General features: G+C 46.8%; 17 protein-coding genes and 1 pseudogene. 17 read left to right on the forward strand and 1 reads right to left on the reverse strand.

Features of this window, described 5'->3' with window-relative positions; genetic code table 11:
- Window positions 1-101 precede the first annotated feature (101 nt).
- Window positions 102-1355, reverse strand: a complete 1254-nt coding sequence (locus K7P76_RS26820; RefSeq protein ID WP_232189155.1) for an IS110 family RNA-guided transposase — start codon at window positions 1353-1355, stop codon at window positions 102-104.
- Window positions 1356-1652: 297 nt separating this feature from the next.
- Here K7P76_RS26820 and K7P76_RS26825 point away from each other — a divergent pair, with 297 nt between their 5' ends.
- From K7P76_RS26825 to K7P76_RS26895, 17 genes and pseudogenes are all read left to right on the forward strand, one after another.
- Window positions 1653-2060, forward strand: a complete 408-nt coding sequence (locus K7P76_RS26825) for a DUF6075 family protein (RefSeq protein ID WP_232189156.1) — start codon at window positions 1653-1655, stop codon at window positions 2058-2060.
- Window positions 2061-2089: 29 nt separating this feature from the next.
- Window positions 2090-4093 carry a C40 family peptidase gene (locus K7P76_RS26830; protein ID WP_232189157.1) on the forward strand — a complete coding sequence of 668 codons (2004 nt, stop codon included), beginning with the start codon at window positions 2090-2092 and terminating at the stop codon, window positions 4091-4093.
- A 12-nt stretch (window positions 4094-4105) separates the two neighbouring features.
- On the forward strand, window positions 4106-4441 hold the full coding sequence (locus tag K7P76_RS26835; protein WP_232189158.1) for a hypothetical protein: 336 nt from the start codon (window positions 4106-4108) through the stop codon (window positions 4439-4441).
- Window positions 4442-4637: 196 nt separating this feature from the next.
- Window positions 4638-4680, forward strand: a pseudogene (locus tag K7P76_RS33795) (hypothetical protein); the annotation flags it as partial.
- 39 nt (window positions 4681-4719) lie between these two features.
- Window positions 4720-4950: an enolase C-terminal domain-like protein gene (locus tag K7P76_RS26840; protein ID WP_232189159.1), complete on the forward strand. Its 231-nt coding sequence runs from the start codon at window positions 4720-4722 to the stop codon at window positions 4948-4950.
- A gap of 213 nt (window positions 4951-5163) precedes the next feature.
- Window positions 5164-5415: an MDR/zinc-dependent alcohol dehydrogenase-like family protein gene (locus K7P76_RS26845; RefSeq protein WP_232189160.1), complete on the forward strand. Its 252-nt coding sequence runs from the start codon at window positions 5164-5166 to the stop codon at window positions 5413-5415.
- A gap of 15 nt (window positions 5416-5430) precedes the next feature.
- Window positions 5431-5562 carry a hypothetical protein gene (locus K7P76_RS33295; RefSeq protein ID WP_255678819.1) on the forward strand — a complete coding sequence of 44 codons (132 nt, stop codon included), beginning with the start codon at window positions 5431-5433 and terminating at the stop codon, window positions 5560-5562.
- 275 nt (window positions 5563-5837) lie between these two features.
- Window positions 5838-7145, forward strand: coding sequence for an ABC transporter substrate-binding protein (locus tag K7P76_RS26850; protein WP_232189161.1), 1308 nt, complete (start codon window positions 5838-5840; stop codon window positions 7143-7145).
- Between the two features lie 80 nt (window positions 7146-7225).
- The gene (locus K7P76_RS26855) at window positions 7226-8110 is read left to right on the forward strand and encodes a carbohydrate ABC transporter permease (protein WP_232189162.1); all 885 of its coding nucleotides are present in this window, start codon (window positions 7226-7228) and stop codon (window positions 8108-8110) included.
- Window positions 8107-8955: a carbohydrate ABC transporter permease gene (locus K7P76_RS26860; RefSeq protein ID WP_232189163.1), complete on the forward strand. Its 849-nt coding sequence runs from the start codon at window positions 8107-8109 to the stop codon at window positions 8953-8955. Before K7P76_RS26855 ends, K7P76_RS26860 begins: the two co-directional genes overlap by 4 nt.
- A 117-nt stretch (window positions 8956-9072) precedes the next feature.
- Window positions 9073-9855 (forward strand): response regulator transcription factor, encoded by a 783-nt coding sequence (locus K7P76_RS26865; protein WP_232189164.1) that lies wholly within the window; start codon window positions 9073-9075, stop codon window positions 9853-9855.
- Window positions 9852-11558 carry a sensor histidine kinase gene (locus K7P76_RS26870; protein WP_232189165.1) on the forward strand — a complete coding sequence of 569 codons (1707 nt, stop codon included), beginning with the start codon at window positions 9852-9854 and terminating at the stop codon, window positions 11556-11558. Before K7P76_RS26865 ends, K7P76_RS26870 begins: the two co-directional genes overlap by 4 nt.
- Before the next feature lie 161 nt (window positions 11559-11719).
- Complete coding sequence (locus K7P76_RS26875; protein ID WP_232189166.1) at window positions 11720-13483, forward strand: glycoside hydrolase family 35 protein; 1764 nt, start codon at window positions 11720-11722, stop codon at window positions 13481-13483.
- Window positions 13484-13494: 11 nt separating this feature from the next.
- Window positions 13495-15594, forward strand: a complete 2100-nt coding sequence (locus tag K7P76_RS26880; RefSeq protein ID WP_232189167.1) for an alpha-N-acetylglucosaminidase — start codon at window positions 13495-13497, stop codon at window positions 15592-15594.
- Window positions 15595-15728: 134 nt separating this feature from the next.
- On the forward strand, window positions 15729-18533 hold the full coding sequence (locus tag K7P76_RS26885; protein ID WP_232189168.1) for a discoidin domain-containing protein: 2805 nt from the start codon (window positions 15729-15731) through the stop codon (window positions 18531-18533).
- 68 nt (window positions 18534-18601) lie between these two features.
- Window positions 18602-19675, forward strand: coding sequence for a peptidylprolyl isomerase (locus K7P76_RS26890; RefSeq protein ID WP_232189169.1), 1074 nt, complete (start codon window positions 18602-18604; stop codon window positions 19673-19675).
- A gap of 244 nt (window positions 19676-19919) precedes the next feature.
- Window positions 19920-20135, forward strand: coding sequence for a Rieske 2Fe-2S domain-containing protein (locus K7P76_RS26895; RefSeq protein ID WP_232189280.1), 216 nt, complete (start codon window positions 19920-19922; stop codon window positions 20133-20135).
- Window positions 20136-20191: the final 56 nt, after the last annotated feature.

A 20191-nucleotide genomic window follows, 5' to 3' on the forward strand; every position in this document is an offset into this window, starting at 1 on the left:
AGAGGGGAGATAAGTCTGAAATCCATGGCAAACGCACGTATGATCAGAAAAAGGCACCCCAAATAAACCGTCAAAAAGACGAAAAAAGGGAAAATATGGTTCTATCCTGAGAGAGGAAAGTCCATAATTTGATAGCCCTGACGTTGTGCCAGTAAAATCGCTTGTTCTACCGTGATTTCACGGTTTACTGGATGAATATCGGATTTCCTGTACAATTCAGGGTTGTAGGGTTGTTTGTTCTTCAAGATGTGATAGATGGCTGTTAACAGCATACGTGCAATGGCAATAATGGCACGTTTGTGGCCTCTACGCCTCTTGAGTTGCAAATAGCGGTTTCGGATTTCGGGATGCTTTTCGCTTTTGACGACAGCGGTGGCACATTGTACCAAAAGCGGCTTGATGTAGACACCCGCTCTCGAAATCCGGACTGACTTTCTCTTGCCAGCGCTCTGATCATTTGAGGGTGTAAGCCCTGCCCAAGAGCACAAATGCTTGGCTGTCAGAAACACGTCCATGTTCACACCGATTTCCGAAACCACGGCAATGGCGGAAAAGATGTTTTTGAAGGACGGAACAGTCAAGATCAAGTTGAGTTCCTCTGTGTAGGCGTTGGCAAGGGAAAGGACAATAGATTCCAGTTCAGCTTTGCAGGATTCGAGGTTTTCGTAATGTTGCTTGATGACCTTGATTTTCCCGGCTTGCTCCGGCGTAATGAAGCCGTCAATGGCAAGCGTAAGCTCAGGGAGTTTGCCTTTCAAAACGCCGTGAATGAGCGGTTCAAGGTCGAAAGACGTATCACTCGGATCGTCTAGCAGTTTGTTAATGATATTCATGGCGCTTTTGCCGAACGTATCCGAAACGACACTGCTAAGTTGGATGTTCGAAACGGTCAAGCTGTTTTGAAACCGGTTCTTCTCACTGGACGTAAAGTTCGTGAGCTTGAAGCGGTAACGCATTAAGTCACGGAGTTGTCGGATGGGCAAAGGAGGCATAAAGCTTCCTGCGACAAGATCGTGCTTGAACAAGTCGGCAATCCACTTCGCGTCCTTCTTGTCCGTCTTCTTGCCGCGAATGGCTTTGACGTACTTCGGATGTGCGAGTGTGATATTGCAGGACGGTTCGAGAATGTTGAACACGGGAATCCAGTATTTCCCGGTCGATTCCATGCAGACATCCTTGCAGTCGTGCTCACAAAGCCACTGTGACAGCTCATTCAGACCTTTGGTGAAGGTAGAAAAGCGATGGCTTTTGTAAGTGGTGACGCCCTTGCTGTTGGTAGAAGCGACACAGGCGACGACGAATGTTTTGTGGACATCGATGCCGCAACAGACGGGGTAAACAATTTTTAAGGCCATACGATAACTCCTTTCTGTGATGTACAGAGATAGTCAGCAGGGACTGATTGCCTAGCTATAAACGAGTTGTTTATCAAAGATAAGTCTGCGTGCTCGAGGCGACACTTATTTGTGCTTGGAAAGGCAATCTACACATATAACTATGCGGTTGTCCTAGGAAAGCGACAGCCCACTCACCCCCACGTGATTTGTAGTGTGCTGGTATCTCCGTCACTCAAGCATACAAAAAAACGCCCAAGGCTGACGGATTTCATTCCGTTTTGTGCCTTGAGCGTAGCGAAAGGAATGGATATAACTATGAATCCGATTCGATTTCGAGATGCTGAACATGAAAGTTTCTACTATCGGATGTTAGATGAAAGACAATGCAACGACAGTTATAATCGTGCGCTTTTTTACACGTTGGGTATTTCCCGAGACACACGAAGTCATATTCATGATTTGTTTGATTTTACGAATGGCGGCATCAAGTCCAAAGGTCTTTCGGCCTCTTGGCAGACTGGCAGTTCGATTCGCGTATCCAGACTTGCTTTTAATCTGTGGAATGGCTGGACGGAAGCGGGTGGGGAACGTTACTCCACACCCCACGAATTATTCGATTGTAGCTATGCCCCCTATTTTTTTGAAGCGATTCATCTTCGTTACCCGGATTATTGCCGAAGCCAGGAAAGGATTTTTAAGCCGCAGAACGAACAGATTCGCTGATGGCGACCGGCTAGGAGGGGGATAAGGCGATGAAGGATATTAAAACAAGAACTGTTGTGAGAGATATTAAACGTTTGGACAGACTGCCGAACTTAATGGATCGTGCCAAAACAATGAGCGACCGTACCTTACAGCATAAAGACAAGGATAAGGCGATTTCAGACTCTCCGACTGAATATGCGCAGCACCAATCTGCATCAGCCGTAGGTAACACGGTACGTGCTCAAATGGGAATGAGCGCGGCTGCGGGCAAGGGTTTGGTAAAGCGCATCTCAAAAAAGTCGGCAATATCTGAGAATGAAAGGGTAGCAAGGCTGAATCCGGTTATTATCATTTCCAGGCCTTCGATACGTCAATTGCGACTTGCCCGTAGGTTGCATCTTCGGAAGCCGGAAGATGGAAAATATGTTTTATCATCTAACCATCCATCAGCAAAACGACGCATCATACCAAGCCGGGCAAATGCCCGGCTTTTGCATCATTCTCGCGAAGCTAGCGTTCCCGATCTCCTTAATCGGAGAAGAGGTAAACATCAGGAACCAGCCGGGAAAAAAGGAGCATCTACCGCCGCGATGTCTCGTTCTGGAACTGCACGCGGGAATCGCTTAAAAGCGCCAACGTCCGAAAAAGTGAGGAAGCGACATGGCAGACAACGGTCAGCCGGGATCCCTCGCACTACATCCAAGCGAGCAGACTTTACGATCAAACGTAAGGAAGGGAAGTTCAAGACACTATCGCCATTTATCAAAACGGGGCAACGACTAGGACAGGATAAACACCGTTCCGGTCGTCAAACGGAAGGGAAAATGAATAGCGCCAGGACAGCGCAGCGGACTGCTCAGATGGCGTTGAATGCCCGCCGCTCCCTTCAAAGAGCGCAAGCTACCGCGCGATTAAATCTTCGGATCATTAAAATGGTCGTAAAAGCGGTCGCTTTGCTCGTCAAAGGGGTAGCCGCGCTTTTGGGGATCAGTAGCACCGTTATTGTATTGCTGTGCATTGTAATGGCTATAGCTGCTGTTATTTCCTCTCCTTTCAGCATCTTTGTTTCTGGTGAAAACACGGATGCCGATGTAAAGCCGCTTTCCCGAATTGTTCAAGAAATGGACGTTGAATTTGCCGACCGACTGGGAGAAATACAGCAATCCGCAGGCTATGTAGACTGGGTAGAGTTTCATTACCCCGGCAGCGCGGACAACACAAGAATTGATAATTGGATGGATATTATAACGGTTTTTGCTGTGAAGACCGCCATGGATTCAGAAAACGGAATGGATGCAGCCACACTTGATGCAACAAGGATCGGGATCATCCAATCGGTGTTCTGGGACATGAATCAAGTGGAATCCCGTATCGAAAAGATCGAACATACGGAAACAGTTACGGTAGAGCATGAAGATGGAACTACCAGTGAAGAGACAACTAGCAGTCATGAACGCATTTTGCATATTACCGTTACGAGCAAAACTGCGGAACAACAGGCTGATTCTTATCATTTTACAAATGATCAGATGGACAGCATGAAGGAAATGATGTCTGGAGAGTTTCGGCCACTCCTATTTGCGATGCTTGGTAAAGAAACGGATGTTGGCTTAACGCCTGGGCAACTTGTGGAGGTTGAGCAGCATTTACCCGAAGGAGAACTAGGCAGCGAAGTCGTCAATTTGGCGCTAACTCGTTTAGGTGACCCATACAGTCAACCGAAGGCCGGACAGGATGACTTTACAGATTGCAGCTATCTCGTGCAATGGGTTTATCGACAGCTTGGTATCAACTTACCGCGTACTGCTGCGGAACAGGCTAGGTTTAGCATAGAAAATGGCTTGACCGTAAGCGCGGCAGATTTGGTTCCCGGCGATCTCGTATTTTGGAGCTACGAACATAATGGCCGGTTTATGGATATTACTCACGTTGGCATTTATGCAGGGAATGGAAAAGTGGTGGACGCTTCTTCAAGTCGAGGGCAGGTGGTGTATCGGAATCTGTTCGATTCGGATAAGCAAGTGCTGTTTGGAAGACCAGTTGTTAAATGAAGAGGTCAAATAATGAACACTGATGTACTCACGGTATGCTCGGACGTCGCTATTACAGGGCTTTCGAGCATTCCCCAATATCATAGTTCATTAATTTTATCTGCAGTTAGAACTAGCTACGAATTTGAAAGTTTGCACTCGAAGGGTAGCTGTACCTTTGAATTTGGTTTTCACGGAAGAGGAACGATTCCGCCTCCTAATTCGGAGTTTGTGTACAAATTGTTGAATTTTAATTTTGTATCTAAAACTAAAGCAAGAAATAAGGTACAAGGTTTTCTTTATGGGAAATTCGATGAATTTAAAACAATTGCTTATAAGGTAACTAAAGGAGAAAAGGTGGGTAAGTGAACAATACAAACTGTTCATCCCTTGCATGACCCTAAAATTTGTCGATGGTAGTGGATTAGGGCTGATTTAAGTGTCGTTCTCTCCGAGTTCTCTCAAACGTGCAATTTCGGTCACTTTTTGATGATTTCCCGAGAGGCCTTGTGGCACTACGGAAAAGCGATTCGAAACGCAGCGGGACTTGAAGGGCGCGCTGCGGATGGCCGACGTCTACGAGAAATACGGCGTATATTGGTTGGAAGAGCCGGTACATTCCAACGACATCGCAGGTTATAGCGAGCTTGCGGACCGGACGAGAATCTCGAATTCTGGTTGCGGCCAGCACGCATTTCGCGGCCGCGATTCCGAACGGTTTCATGATCGAATACACGGTTTCGAATTCGCCTTTGGCGCGTGACTTAGTCAGCCGCGAGGTGGAGTTCAAGGACGGCTACGTGACGGTACCCGTCGATCGTCCCGGTCTGGGCGTCGAGATCGACGAAAACGTAATAAACCGTTATCGGGTCGATTGAGGGGCTGCCATGCATTAAAGAGATTGTTATAGCAGACCTGAACGCCGATCGGTTGCGCATCGCTGCGGAGTTGGGCGGTATTCCTGCCCGAGGAGACGAGGAGATCGCGGCGCTTAAGCCCGCTGAAGGTTTTCATGCGGCGGTGGACGCCGTCGGGCGGCTTCGACTCGCCTTCGCTGAGTACAATCCGTCCGGCGCGGGGGCAGAATCGGCTTGACCGGTCTTCACGAAGCCGATACGACGCTGCCGATCAACGCGATCATCCGCGAGGATCTAAAGCTGTTCGGTGCTTTCGCTTACTCGCGGAACGACTTCGAGACCGCACTGAGCTGGATCGCGGAGGGCAAGATCGACTTGCTGCCGTGGACGGAGCATCGGCCGTCGGAGGAAGGACAGGCGAGCTTCGAGAAGCTGGTGTCCGGCCCGGGATCCGTCGCGAAAATCATGCTTAGCCCCAACGCATAGCAGGAGGTTCATCTCATGAAACTGGTTACGATCGACAATAAGGGGGAATGGACGCTCGGCGTTTGGACGGATTACGGCATCGTGGATATCGCAAAGGCCGTGGAAGTCTACGGGACCAATGATTCCATGACCACTCAATATTTTTAGCAACGGTCATCTAATGCTATAACCGTAGATCTTCGGTGCTTTAAAGAAGGGCGATGTTGAAGACGCCCTATGTATGACAATTGGGGTGTCTTCTTTTTATACGCCATGATGAAGTTATTTCCGTGATCTGAAACGGATAAATGAAAACGAAAAAGCCCATTTCTTTATAGGTATCAAAAGAATATCAGATTTTGATCGAAGAATACGCGGATTATAATGTAGGACAAGGAGTCGAATAACGTCGCTCCTGCACATAATAATGAGGGGGAATTGCTTTGAAACGCTTCAAAGTTTTAGGAATCATGTTCCTGGTCCTCGGTCTACTGACGACGGCTTGCGGCAAGTCCAACAACGGAAATACGGGTAGTGCATCGCCCATCGCGTCGCCATCCGCATCGGAGTCAGCGACTCCAGCTGAGAAGGTTAAGCTCCGCCTCGCTTATTGGAATAAAGAAAGCTCGGTGCAGACTCTGCTTGATCTCATTAAGCAGAAATTGCCTAACATCGAGATCGAGTATCAGTTCATCGAAAATTCGCAATTCGATAACATTGTAGGTACGCAATTAGCGGCAGGATCGGGACCCGACATTATCTCGGTTGGACCGCAGGCCGCGGCCAAATATTCTCAATTGGGATATTTAGCGGATTTGTCTAGTTTCGCCGATCGATTTAACGATGCCGGCAAAAGCGTATATTCCGCCGATGGCAAATTAGTCGCGCTTCCTGGAATCAGTTGGTTTGAAGGGATCTTCTATAATAAGGAGATTTTTGCGAAATACGGTCTTAAACCTCCGACGACGTTCGAAGAAGAACTGCAGCTTCACGAGATTTTGAAGAAAAACGGCGTTAAGCCGCAAGCAATGGGCGCGAAATCCTACGAACCGATGATGAAGTCTTCCATGGGTTTGATTATGAATGAGTTCCTGTCTAAGCCTGAAAACAAAGATTTCGACGTGAAGTACGGCAAAGGCGAAACGACGTTGGAAGGAAGCTGGAATGCAGGACTCGAACAATGGAGCGAGTTGATCAAACGAGGCTATCTCACGAAGGATATGCTCGGTATCGACTATGACCAAGCGCTGGATGAATTCGCAACGGGCAAAGCGGCGATGTGGGAGTCCGGTCCTTGGGCGTTGGATGCCATTAAACAAAAAAATCCGAATATCCAAGTCGATATGTTCCCTTTCCATGGTTCTACGGCTGGACCTGGTTGGCTAATCGGCGGACCTGGCGTAGGTTTCGCGGCAAATGCCAAATCGGAGTATCAAGACGCGATCATGCAAGTGCTGGATCTTATTTCGACTCCCGAAGGACAAAAGGCTTTCTGGCAAGACAATCAAGGAGGAAGCAGCTACTTAAAAGGCGCCGAATTCGAGATGCCAGCAGAGTATAACGGGGTAAAAGAAACGTTCAAAGCGGGTAATGTTTATGCGCCATGGAATAACTGGGGCGGCAGCGTTTCCGCCGTCATTCAGGATTACGGTAAAGCTTTACAGGAACTTCTTGGCGGCAAGAGCGATGTTTCGTCTGTACTTAAAGCTACGGATAAGCAAACGGAAAGAATTGTTAAAATGAATCAATAATCACTAATAGCAAGCATTTTGCGGCAGCCGCGATCCATTCAGTGACTGCCGCAAAATGTTATCGAAAGGTTGATCTTCAAGTGAACCGGACCAAAAGGGAAATCAATTACGGGATGTTCATTTTGCCGGCCCTGATCTTTTATGTCTTGTTTTGCGTATCCCCTTTTGCGACGATGTTCTATTATAGCGTTACGGATTACTCCGTGATGAAGCAAACGAATTTAAGCTTTGTTGGATTGAGGAATTATGTAGATATTCCAGAGAATGATTTACTTCTGAGCGGCATTAAAAACTCGCTCGTATACGCGCTCTTAATGACGATCTTCCAGAGCGTATTGGGAATTCTCCTTGCCGTGGCATTGGATAAGAAATTAAAGACGAAGAATATTCTGCGGTCCATTTACTTTCTGCCGGCCGTATTCAGCCCTTTGATTATAGGATTTTTGTGGAATTATTTGATGTCGACTTCGGATTTCGGACTCATCAACCAAGGTCTGACTTCAATCGGGTTGTCCAAAATTAATTTTCTCGGAGATTCCGACTTGGCGCTATACTCCGTTATCTTTACCCAATTGTGGCAGTGGACCGGTTGGGCAATGGTCATCTTTCTGGCCAATCTGCAGAGCATTTCCAAGGACTACTACGAGGCTGCGGAAATCGACGGAGCGACGGGCGCCCAGAAGTTCTGGAGAATTACATTGCCTTTGTTACAGCCTTCGGTTAACGTAGTCACGGTAACTGCGATGATCGGCGGTTTGAAGGTGTTCGATATCATCATGTCATTGACCAACGGAGGCCCTGGCAATGCGACGGAGACTATCATGACGGCCTTTATCAAAACAACGTTCAGCCAAGGATTTTATGGATACGGAGCTGCTTTCGGGGTCGTATTCTTTGTAGCTGTCATGCTCCTCACAATGATCTTAATGCAATTCTTAAGGAAATGGGGGGAGAAGATCGCATGAGCAGTCGTTCCATTCAAAGAAAAGCTGAAGGTAGAACTTGGATATTAGAAACGATATTGATTTTGCTAGCCGTTCTGTTTATTATTCCGATCTATTACTTGGTCGTCACTACATTTAAGTCGCCTGACGAAGCAACTTTACACCCAATGGCACTGCCCTTTCATTTTACGATAAGCAATTATACCGAAGCTTGGAAGGCCATGAATTATCCGAGGGTGTTCATGAACACGGCGATCATTACCGTCGCCTCGGTAACCGGCATTATTTTGTTCTCTGCTATGGCCGCGTATAGTTTGGCAAGGAGAACTCACGTCGTCAATCGCGCTATTTTTTATTTTTTCCTGGCCGGGATGATGGTGCCATTCCAAATGGGTCTAGTGAGCTTGTTCAAGCTGGTCAATTCGCTCGGGATCATGAACACTTTACTTGCTGTCATATGTGTGAATATCGGCGGCGGCTGTATCGTAGCGATTTTCTTGTTTAAGAGCTTTATCAGCTCGTCGGTTCCAATCGAATTGGAAGAAGCCGCGTATATCGACGGTTGCTCCGAACAGAGAACCTTTTGGTTGATCGCCTTTCCTTTGTTGATGCCCGTTACGGCAACGGTCGCGATTATTACGACTCTTAATGTGTGGAACGACTTTTTGAATCCGTTGCTATTCCTCCAGTCTAGGGAAAACAACGTGATTCTGCTTGAAGTTTATCGAAATATCGGTCAATTCTCCGTAGACTGGACGAGTTTATTTCCGATGTTGCTGCTTGGCGTAGCTCCGCTAATGACGTTCTACCTCATCATGCAACGTTACGTCATTAAAGGCGTCGCCGCGGGCGCGTTAAAAGGGTAAACGAGAGCCTCACTTTTCACAATATTTGCAGCCTTCAATTTACGAATTGAAGGCTGCTTTTGCAATAGTATTGCACATTGTCAGATGATAAGATGAGGGGAAAGAGGGGGGATAGTCATGTATCGAATCCTAGTCGCTGACGACGATAAGAACGAACGAGAAGGCATTCAATTCCTGATCAGAAAGTTGGAGCTACCCCTAACGATTACCGAGGCTAGGAACGGCAAGCAGGCGCTTGAATTCATCCGCGCCGAGCCTTTCGATATCTTGCTGACCGATATTAAAATGCCGTTCATGGATGGATTAGAGTTAACAAAGCAGGTTAGGGAGCTGAGGCCCGATCTAATAATCGTCATTATTAGCGGATATGGAGAGTTCGAATATGCTAAACGGGCGATCACCCTTAACGTGAATCAATATTTGCTAAAGCCGATTGAAGTCGCTGAATTCAAGAGCACTTTGACTAACGTCATCGAACTATGCAGGCAGGAATATGAAAGAGATCGCAAGAAGATCATAAAGTTGAATAGAGGTCCGGATCAAGCCGTCGCCGGACCAACGGATACCGAGACGCAAGTCCGCGCCGTAGACGAAGTACTCGACATCATTGCTCAAGAATTCGACCAGAATCTCAGCTTGGAATACTTGGCGCATCGGGTGCATTTGTCGAGCAGCTACCTGAGTCACTTATTTAAGAAAACTGTCGGAAAAAGCATCATCAAGTATATTAACGGTTATCGGCTGGAGAAGGCAAAGGAATTTCTGAGCGAGGAAAATTATAAAATCGTCGATATTTACCGGTTGGTCGGGTTTTCCGATGCCTCGTATTTCGGCATGGCTTTCAAAAACCAGTATGGTATTTCTCCGGCTCAGTATAGAGCGAAGGGGAGGACGATGTGAGCTTCAACTGGGGTGTTCTGGGGAAGTGGAAGCTTCGCAAAAAACTGATCGTATCTTATTTAATTTTGATCGTTATTCCGATCGTTGCTCTTGGTTTCTACTCGTACCAATCGGCTAAGAGCTACTTAAACGAGCAAGCTCGAATCGGATTAAAAAATACGGTCGATCAGATGGCGTTAACGATCGACGAGAAAATGGCGCAACCCAAAAATTTCATCAATTTCACGACTTACAATCCAACCGTCAAGAAAGTGACGGGGAATGATTGGGGAGACGATATTCTAAATTACACGAAAGAATTAAACGAGAATATAGAGCCAACCATTTGGTATTATGTCAATTTCAATCGCGAAATATCGGATGTCGCTTTTTACTCGGAGTATATTTCCAAGCAAGTCGGCAGTTTTGTGTACCCAAGCGAGGCCGTGAAACGGCTAGATTGGTATCTGAAGGCAAAGAATAGCAACAATGTATTATGGCTGTACGAAGAGAATCAGTTATTCGCCGTAAGCAAAATATTGAAAAGCGACAATAATACGTTCGCTGGCGTCGTTTATCTCAAGCTTAACTACGAAAAGTTATTCGGAACTCTGAAGTCCGGAAGGCCCCCGCTAGACGGAATATTCATTACGGATAGCGAAGGAAATCCGATCTATTCCGCTCCCGGTGGAGATTCGGTCTCCATTAAGGATTTGCATATCGGTATGAACGATGGACAATATCAGATCGCTCTCGATGGACATGCTTATGTGATTAGTCAGGCGATTATCCGCAATACGGGATGGACCTTGCATTATGCCGTCCCCATGAGAGGTTTCGTAGTGAATACGAACAGCATCATTAAAGCAACCTTCACGATCGTTCTCGCGTGCCTCTTGATTTTATTTTTATTTATCTGGTTATTCTCGCGCACCTTCGTAAGGCCGATTTACATGCTCAAAAGAAAAATCCAGGTCGTGGAAAGCGGGGATTTCGATATCCCGATCTCTACTTCCGCGAAAGACGAGATTGCGGAATTAACGCTTAGCTTTGCTCAAATGGTTCATAAAGTTAAACATTTGATTCAAGAGCTGGATCAATCCAGGGTCAAGGAGAAGGAAGCGGAGCTAACCGCTTTGCAGGCGCAGATCAATCCTCATTTTCTCTATAATGCATTGTCCACAATTAATTGGAAAGCGATTCAAATCGACTCGCCGGAGATTAGCAAAATCGCGAATTCGTTATCTCGATTCTATCGAACAAGCTTAAATAAAGGACTAAGAATTACATCGGTGCGAGAAGAAATCGCCAATATCAAAGCTTATTTGGATATTCAATTGATCATGCATAACCACGAATTCGATGTCATTATCGATGTCCAGGAACAAGCCAATCCCTGCGCTACGCTTAACTTTATTCTGCAGCCTATCGTAGAGAATGCGATTATTCATGGAATTGACGAGAAGGAAGAGGGTAGGGGATCCCTATCCATTTTAGTTGCCCTCGATTCGGATATTATTCGGTTTGTCGTGACGGACAACGGAAAAGGGATGAATCAAGAGATGGTCGATAACTTATATGTGTTCAACGGAGGCGGTTACGGGTTGCGAAACGTCCATGAGCGCATCCAGTTACATTACGGTCGAAACTTCGGAGCAAAGGTAGAGAGCGAAGAAGGGGAATTTACGAAAGTTATCATAGAAATTCCAGTTAATGGATATTGACATACACCCATATAAACAAGGTTCGGGAAACCGGACCTTGTTTTGATTTTCTTAGCAAGAATCTAGTATAAATCGAAAGAATGTCAGATTGAATCGCGGCGTCAAAACTCTATATTTAGTGTGTAAGGATTGGAAAGAGAGAAAGGAGAGTCGTCATTCGCATGCCCATACTCAGTTACAATAGCGACAGCTTCTTGTTAGATGGACAACCGTTTAGGATTTTATCCGGTGCGATGCATTATTTCCGCATCGTACCGGAGTATTGGGAAGATCGTTTAGCGAAGTTGAAAGCTTGCGGGCTCAACACCGTTGAAACGTATATTCCATGGAACCTGCACGAACCGAAACAAGGAGAATATTGCTTCGAAGGGTTAGCTGACGTAACGAAGTTCATCGAGAAGGCGGCAAGTATCGGGCTACATGTCATCTTGCGCCCGAGTCCCTATATTTGCTCGGAGTGGGAATTCGGCGGTCTACCTTCCTGGCTTCTTGCGGAACCCGATATGAAAATTCGATGTTTCCATCGACCTTACTTGGATAAGCTCGACGCGTATTACGACGTTTTACTTCCTAGACTTAAACCCTATCTCTCTACAAATGGAGGGCCGGTAATCGCTCTCCAGATCGAGAACGAATATGGCAGTTACGGCAATGATCGCAGCTATTTGCTGTACTTAAAACAAGCCTACGAAAAGCGCGGCATGGATGTCCTGTTATTTACTTCCGACGGACCGATGGACTATTGTCTGCAAAGCGGGATGATATCGGATACGCTGGCAACGGTGAATTTCGGTTCCAAGGCCAACGAGGCGTTTAGCGTGTTGAAGCAGTACCAGCCGAATAAACCGGTCATGTGCATGGAATTTTGGAACGGTTGGTTTGATCATTGGGGTAAACCGCATATCCAGCGAGAATCGGGAGATGCGGCAGCCGCACTCGAAGAAATATTGGCGGCGGGCGGCTCCGTCAACTTCTATATGTTCCATGGCGGCACGAATTTCGGATTCTATAACGGAGCCAACTTTGCCGATCGATATGAAGCAATCGTAACCAGCTATGACTTTGACGCGCCGTTAAATGAATGCGGAGATCCTACCGCCAAGTATTTCGCGATTCGCGAGGTGTTATCCAAATACGGCGATCTGCAAGATCGTCCATTACCGGCGGCTTCTTCCAAGAAGACATATGGAACCGTTCGGCTTACGGAGCAATCGGCGCTATTCGATAACTTAGATCAGCTATCCGAAAGCGTTCAAAGTGTTTATCCGCAAACCATGGAGAGGTTAGGACAGGACTATGGCTTTATTTTATATACGACACATGTTTCCGGACCCAAACTACAGTGCGAGCTGGTCATAGAAGAAGTTCGGGATCGCGCGATTGTCTACGTGAACGATGAATTCAAAGGGATTTTAGAACGATGGCACCAAGACACTACGATCCTCTTTGATATTCCGGCGGAAGGCGCGCGCATAGACATTCTCGTGGAAAATATGGGCCGTGTGAATTATGGACCTCGCATGATTGATACCAAAGGCATTACGCAGAGCGTACGTCTTGTGAGCATAGGTTGGTGGAATCATTTGTTGTTCGACTGGAGCATTCGCCCGCTTCCGTTGACCGATTTGAACCGGTTGCAGTATCAGCCGGTTCATGAACGTAAGCAAGGAAGACCGACATTTTACCGGGGCGCTTTTAACGCGGTCGAGCTTGCAGACACTTTCATGGAATTGGAGGGTTGGACCAAGGGAGTCGCCTATGTGAACGGGTTTAACCTGGGAAGGTATTGGAATGCGGGGCCGCAAAAAACGTTGTATGTCCCTGCACCGCTGTTGCGCCTCGGGAGCAACGAGATCGTTATCTTTGAATTGCATGGAACGGATAGCACGGAAATCAGAATGGTTGATGCCCACATTGTGGGCTAGAAAGGATGGGCATGATGAATACCCCTCAACATACGAAAGCCATCTACGATTTAATAGAGCGGGTCATCGGCGAAAATAAATCGCAATGGATCGACATCCAGTGGCTAACGCCTGTTAACGACCACGATGTATTTGAACTGAAAACGGTAGCGGATCGTCTCGTTATCCGCGGCACTTCGGGTTCCGCGATCGCATCGGGATTTTACTGGTACTTGAAGCACGAATGCCATTCGCATATTTCATGGTGCGGCGATCGAGTTGACGTTCCATTGCCGCTTCCGGCCGTATCATTGGTTCGCAAAGAAACGCCGTACAAATACCGATACAATTTGAATTACTGCACCTTTTCTTATTCCATGGCATTTTGGGACTGGGAGCGATGGGAACGAGAAATCGACTGGATGGCTCTGAACGGAGTTAATTTGGTTTTAAGCCTAGTCGGACACGAAGAGGTGTGGAGAAGACTTCTAACGCGAATCGGGTTTTCGGACGAGCAATGCAAGCAGTTTATATGCGGGCCGGCTTTCTTTGCTTGGCAGTGGATGCAGAATATGACGTCTTGGGGAGGTCCGCTACCTGATTGGTGGTTTGAAGAGCGAGTCGAGCTTGCTCGGAAAATACACGACCGAATGATTGCGCTTGGCATTATGCCGATCCTACAGGGATACAGCGGAATGATCCCGATCGACTTCAAATCAAAGTACCCAAAGTCCGAGCCCGTCGGTCAAGGGAAGTGGTGCGAATTCGATAGACCTTCTCTACTCTTGCCTTCCGATCCGATGTATAAGGAAGTCGCTTCTATCTTCTATGAGGAGCAGAAAGCCCTCTTCGGCGAAGACATCCACTTCTATAGTACGGACCCGTTTCATGAGGGCGGGAGCACGGAGGGGATCGATGTGACAGCATACGCGCGGGAAATGCAACGCGAGATGTTGAAGGCAGACCCTCAGGCGATATGGGTGCTTCAGGCATGGCAGGATAATCCCAAGGATGCGCTTCTTCAAGGACTCGATAAATCACGAGTATTGATTCTGGATCTGTGGTGCGAATCCGATCCGGCCTGGAAGCAAAGAGAAGCTTTCCAAGGAACCCCGTGGATCTGGTGCATGATTCAAAACTACGGCGGAAAGAACGGCTTATTCGGTAATCTCGACCTGATTGCCAACGAGCTTCCGGTTGTGCTCAATCATTCTCAGTCGGGATTATTAGCCGGCATCGGCTTGGCGATGGAAGGAATAGAAACGAATCCGGTCATGTACGATCTGTTAACCGATATGATCTGGCGCACCAAGGCTCCGGACGTGAAGAACTGGTTAGATATGTACATTCAACGCAGATACGGCAAGTTGCTCCCTATAGCATCGGAGGCATGGGCTTATTTGCGCCGTAGCGTGTATAACTGCAATATCGTACAGCAGGGCGCGACGGAGTCGATCCTATGCGCCCGACCGGCAGCGGATATCACCAGCGTGTCCACTTGGGGGCCAACAGGTTATTACTACGAGAAAAGCGATGTTCGGGAAGCGAGCAAAAGATTGTTCGAATGCTTCGAAGAGCTGAAAGGCTCCGAAGGTTACTTATACGACTTAGTAGATGTAACGAGACAAGCGGTAGCGGATCTTGCAAGAGAAACCTACCATGAGTTTATCTCCGCTTTTCAGAATAAGGATCTTGCATTATTCGATTTTAAGGCTGGGCAGTTTTTACAGTTAGTTGGTTTGCAGGATAAGCTGCTCGGAACATGCAAGGAGTTTCTGCTCGGTAGATGGATTGCGGATGCAAGGGAGCTGGGACGGTCGGATGAAGATAAGGATTGGCTCGAATTTAATGCGAGAACGCTGATTACATTATGGGGGACGGAACAGTCCCAGCAGCCTCTGCACGATTATTCCCACAGAGAGTGGTCGGGGTTAATTGCCGATTTCTATTACCCTCGTTGGGCGATGTACATCGCGAGCCTTAGGCATTCGATTGAGCAGAACCAGGAGGCGGAACCCATCGACTGGTACGAGTGGGAGTACCGTTGGACACGGAATACGAATCCGTTCGTTGTCGAACCGACGGTTAACATGGTCGAAATCATGGAAGAGATCATTCCGTTATTGGGTTGATTAAGAGCGGTGAAGCTAACTTCATTTCAACAGAATTACAACAGAAATCGCAAGAATATAAGATACACAAACAAATCGATGTCCATTAATATTGCTTTGTAAGCGGACTCATAAATACAAAGGAGGACAATTATTTGAAAAAGTACATCAGTTTGTTAGCAATCGCACTGGTGCTTTGCGGATCAATGGTTTTCTATCCGTCGGTCAGTTCAGCTGCGGGAACGACATATTATGTCGACTCGTCAAGCGGAAGCGATGGCAATGATGGGACAAGCACGAGTACGGCATGGAAGACGCTCGCGAAGGTAAATGGAACGACGTTTGTGGCAGGTGACAAGATTTTGTTTAAAGCAGGGGGTGCATGGACGGGGACACTGTATCCCAAAGGCTCAGGAGCAAGCGGTAGTCCTATTATTATCGATATGTACGGAACGGGGAACAAGCCGCTTATTGCGGGCGAAGCGACGGTCGATTATGCACTGCATCTTCATAACCAGCAATATTGGGAGATCAACAACCTTGAAATCACGAATGATGGCGCGACAACGCTCGCACGAAAGTGGGGGGTGTTGATTACCGGCAGAGATGCAGGGACTTTAAACAATATTTATTTAAAAAAGTTGAATGTGCACAACATCGTGGGCAGCGGCGTAGTCCAAGGAGGAACGGAGTCGGTCAGAATAGGCGTTGGCGGCATCGCATTTCAGATCACTGGAAATACGACACCGACAAATTGGAATAACATTGTGGTTGATGGGAATACCATTGGCCCCAATATCCAATATTACGGCGTGAGCTTCATGTCTACGTGGAACGGAGGAAGTACGACCTTTGAATCTGAAAGCGGAATGCTTCAAAGCGAAGCGACCTCGTTCTATCCTTCCGACAACTTGAGAATTACCAATAACAATGTAATCAGTCCCGGCAACGCAGGAATTATGCCATCGGATTATAAAAATGTTCTGATAGAGAACAATATCGTTTCAGGCGCAGGTTGGTCTCACGGCAACGTGCCTATATGGTGGCAACGATCTACAGGAACGACGACCGTTCAGGGCAATGAAGTATACAATACCCAAATCGTCGGAGGCGACTCTCAAGCTTTCGACCATGATTTAAACACCGCAATAAGCTATATCCAGTATAATTACTCGCACGATAACGGCCGCGGCATGTACTTTGCATGTGCCATAGGTACAGCACCCGATGTAACCGTAAGATACAATATCAGCCAGAACGACGGCGGATCCTCACCTTCGTTCGGGTATGACCATGGGGCGGTATTCACCTCTGCTTGCGGTTCGACGAACAATGGAACTGTAAAAATATACAACAACACCGTTTATATGGGTGCAGGAAACAATTCGAAAATAACAAGCAATTGGGATAATGCTACGGCGAGTTCAAGTTACTTGTCTTTTATGAATAATATTTTCTATAGCGGCGGCGATCTTGGATGGGATCCAAAATTTATGGGAAGCGCGGATAATAACAACTATTACGGTGGAAACACAGTCAGATCGGATGACCTTCATGCCATTAAGGCTGACCCAATGCTCGTAAATCCGGGCAGTGGCGGTATTGGTAAAGCAACGGTGGATGGCTATAAACTTCAGCCGGGTTCGCCTCTTATCAATGCGGGCGCATCTATTAATAACAACGGATTAAGAGACTACTGGGGAACCGCACTATATTACAATGGAGCAGCAGATGTCGGTGCGTACGAATATGCAAGCGGGACTTTGCCGGCGGCGCCTGTAAACCTTGCACTGAATAAAACAGCAACGGCAATAAGTGCGCAAGATGCTAGTCACGCCGCATCGAGTGGCGTAGACGGAAACGTGTCCACGTCGTGGATTGCTGCCAATGGCAATGCAAACAACTGGTGGAAGGTGGATCTTCGCAGAAATTATCAGTTAACAGGAAGCCAAATCGTGTTCCTGAATTCGAACTTTGCATGGAAGTATAAAGTTGAAGTATCCGCTGATGACTTGAACTGGACACAGGTTGCTGATTTCACAACCAATACGAATACGGCACAAGTACAAGCACAAGGATTCCAGGCAATTGCAAGATATGTCAGAGTAACCTTTACGGAAACTCCTGGCACCAATTGGACGGCCTTTTCGGAATTCCAAGTGCTCGGAGAGCCTCTCAGTCTTGCCTTGAACAAGACTGCTACCGCGAGCAGCCAACAGGATTCCACCCGTGATCCGTCAAAAGCTGTAGACGGAAATACAGCAACAATGTGGGTTGCTGCCAATGGCAACGCAAACAACTGGTGGAAAGTAGACCTGGGTCAAAACTATAATCTGACTTCCAGTGAGATCGAGTTCCAAGATCAGCGTCTCTGGAAGTATAAAATTGAAGTTTCCACCGATGACACGAATTGGACTTTGGTTGCCGACAGGACTGCCAATACGAGCACCGATAAAATTCAAACGCAAAGTTTCACCGCAACGGCGAGATACGTGAAAGTAACGGTCACGCAAACTCCTAGCCCTGCTTGGACTGCGTTTGCGGAATTCAAAGTGTTCGGAGAGCCTCTAAATCTTGCCTTGAACAAGACTGCTACTGCGATCAGCCAACAGGATTCCACCCGTGACCCGTCAAAAGCTGTAGACGGAAATACAGCAACAATGTGGATTGCTGCCAATGGCAACGCAAACAACTGGTGGAAAGTAGACCTGGGTCAAAACTATAATCTGACTTCCAGTGAGATCGAGTTCCAAGATCAGCGTCTCTGGAAGTATAAAATTGAAGTTTCCACCGATAACACGAATTGGACTTTGGTTGCCGACAGGACTGCCAATACGAGCACCGATAAAATTCAAACGCAAAGTTTCACCGCAACGGCGAGATACGTGAAAGTAACGGTCACGCAAACTCCTAGCCCTGCTTGGACTGCGTTTGCGGAATTCAGAGTGTTCGACTCTTAATTTTGAAAGCCATACGGAGGGATGGCGACTCGCTCGCTATCCCTCTTTACGTGAGGGTGATGAGGGTGATGAAATTCAACAAGAAAACAAGAGCGCAAAACCTGAAGGCCTTATTGGTTACCCTCCTTTTGGCCGGGTTCATTACAACGTCGGTTATTTGTATTGCTAATATGAATCGTATGCCCAATCAAAATGAAGTTATTGCCACCGTAAACGGTGAGGACATATCGAGCGAGTTTCAACTAATGGTTTCCAAATACAGAGCCGAGGTGTTTACCTATTTTCATCAAAAATACGACGTAACGGATGGCAATTCATTCTGGACAACCGATTATGATGGGGAAGTGCCGGAGGAAGTCTTGAAGAACAAAGCACTAAATGAAGCGGTAAGGGTGCACGTACAATTTGAGCTTGCCAAAAGAGAAAGAATAATCGCCGATTCCACCTATAAAGCATTTTTAAACATGTTGAAAGACGAAAACGAAACAAGAAGCAAACAGATCGAAAACAATCAGCTAGTTATTGGCCTCCGGCAGTTTGATGAACCTAATTATTTAACCTATACTCTCGAAAAATACGCCCGAATATTGAAAGAAAAGCTCAGGGGTAAAGAACTCAAATGGGATACGGTCCAGTTAAAACAATACTTTGACGATCACATAGAAAAATTTACGCATGAACAGAGTATTCAGCTTCAAATCATTCAGATAAAATTTAAGGAAGACATGGAGTTGGCAGACGAAAGGAAGAAGAAGGAAGCTGAACGAACGATCCGGGAAGCAAAGACGAGATTGAGTAACGGCGAGAGCTTCGAAGATCTTATGGCCACGTACAATGATAAGGGTGAGAAGATCGAACGGACGTTAAGGAAAGGTAGCAAAGACGAAAACGGGGACACCAATTTGAGCCAAGCCGCATTTAGCTTGCGAACAGGCGAAATAAGTAATATTGTCGAATCTTTGGACAGCTTTAATATACTAAAATGTATCGACGCATTATCACAGGGGTATATGGAATTCGATGGAACTAATACCGTAATCATAAATAGCTTTTTGGATGCAAAGTATACTGAGTTGGTTGACGAATTAGCAAAAGCGGCAAAAGTAGAAATCAAGCAAGGATATATAAAAGTTATGAAATGAGGTTGCCACTAGGTAACCTCATTTTTCTGTGGGGCGCGCCCAGAGACACTCATCTTAGTAAATCAAAAAGATCCGATAGCAATTTGAAAATGACTCAAGCTGATCTCGCGAATCAAAGGGGCGACCGCTTTGACGATGACTGCCGGCGCAACGTATAAAAGAGGAGAGATGAATCCATGAGTCTCGATCATAATTGGATCGAAGTATGCGATAAAGAGGATATAGACGAAGAAGACGTCATTCAATTCGATCACGGGATCTTACGTTTGCCGTATACCGCTCGGCGGATAGCCGATATTACGCGACGGACGGGTACTGTACCCACGAGAAATTTCGCTTGGCGAACGGATTGGTGATGGGAAACACGATCGAACGCCCGAAGCATAACGGCAGTTTCGACTATACAAGCGTGGCTGCGAAGCGAGCCCCGTGTGCGTTGCCCTCAAAACTTATCCGTTGAAGATCGATAACGATAAAATCTTCATTCAAAGGTAGTGGAGCAGGGCTGATTCGAGT

This window comes from Cohnella silvisoli (genome assembly GCF_021190915.1).
Lineage (GTDB): Bacteria > Bacillota > Bacilli > Paenibacillales > Paenibacillaceae > Cohnella > Cohnella silvisoli.

Coding starts and splice junctions, on each gene's coding strand:
- K7P76_RS26830 (WP_232189157.1), top strand. CDS start 2,090: ATGAAGGATATTAAAACAAGAACTGTTGTGAGAGATATTAAACGTTTG.
- K7P76_RS33295 (WP_255678819.1), top strand. CDS start 5,431: ATGAAACTGGTTACGATCGACAATAAGGGGGAATGGACGCTCGGCGTT.
- K7P76_RS26825 (WP_232189156.1), top strand. CDS start 1,653: ATGAATCCGATTCGATTTCGAGATGCTGAACATGAAAGTTTCTACTAT.
- K7P76_RS26820 (WP_232189155.1), bottom strand. CDS start 1,355: ATGGCCTTAAAAATTGTTTACCCCGTCTGTTGCGGCATCGATGTCCAC.
- K7P76_RS26835 (WP_232189158.1), top strand. CDS start 4,106: ATGAACACTGATGTACTCACGGTATGCTCGGACGTCGCTATTACAGGG.
- K7P76_RS26860 (WP_232189163.1), top strand. CDS start 8,107: ATGAGCAGTCGTTCCATTCAAAGAAAAGCTGAAGGTAGAACTTGGATA.
- K7P76_RS26890 (WP_232189169.1), top strand. CDS start 18,602: ATGAAATTCAACAAGAAAACAAGAGCGCAAAACCTGAAGGCCTTATTG.
- K7P76_RS26865 (WP_232189164.1), top strand. CDS start 9,073: ATGTATCGAATCCTAGTCGCTGACGACGATAAGAACGAACGAGAAGGC.
- K7P76_RS26880 (WP_232189167.1), top strand. CDS start 13,495: ATGATGAATACCCCTCAACATACGAAAGCCATCTACGATTTAATAGAG.
- K7P76_RS26875 (WP_232189166.1), top strand. CDS start 11,720: ATGCCCATACTCAGTTACAATAGCGACAGCTTCTTGTTAGATGGACAA.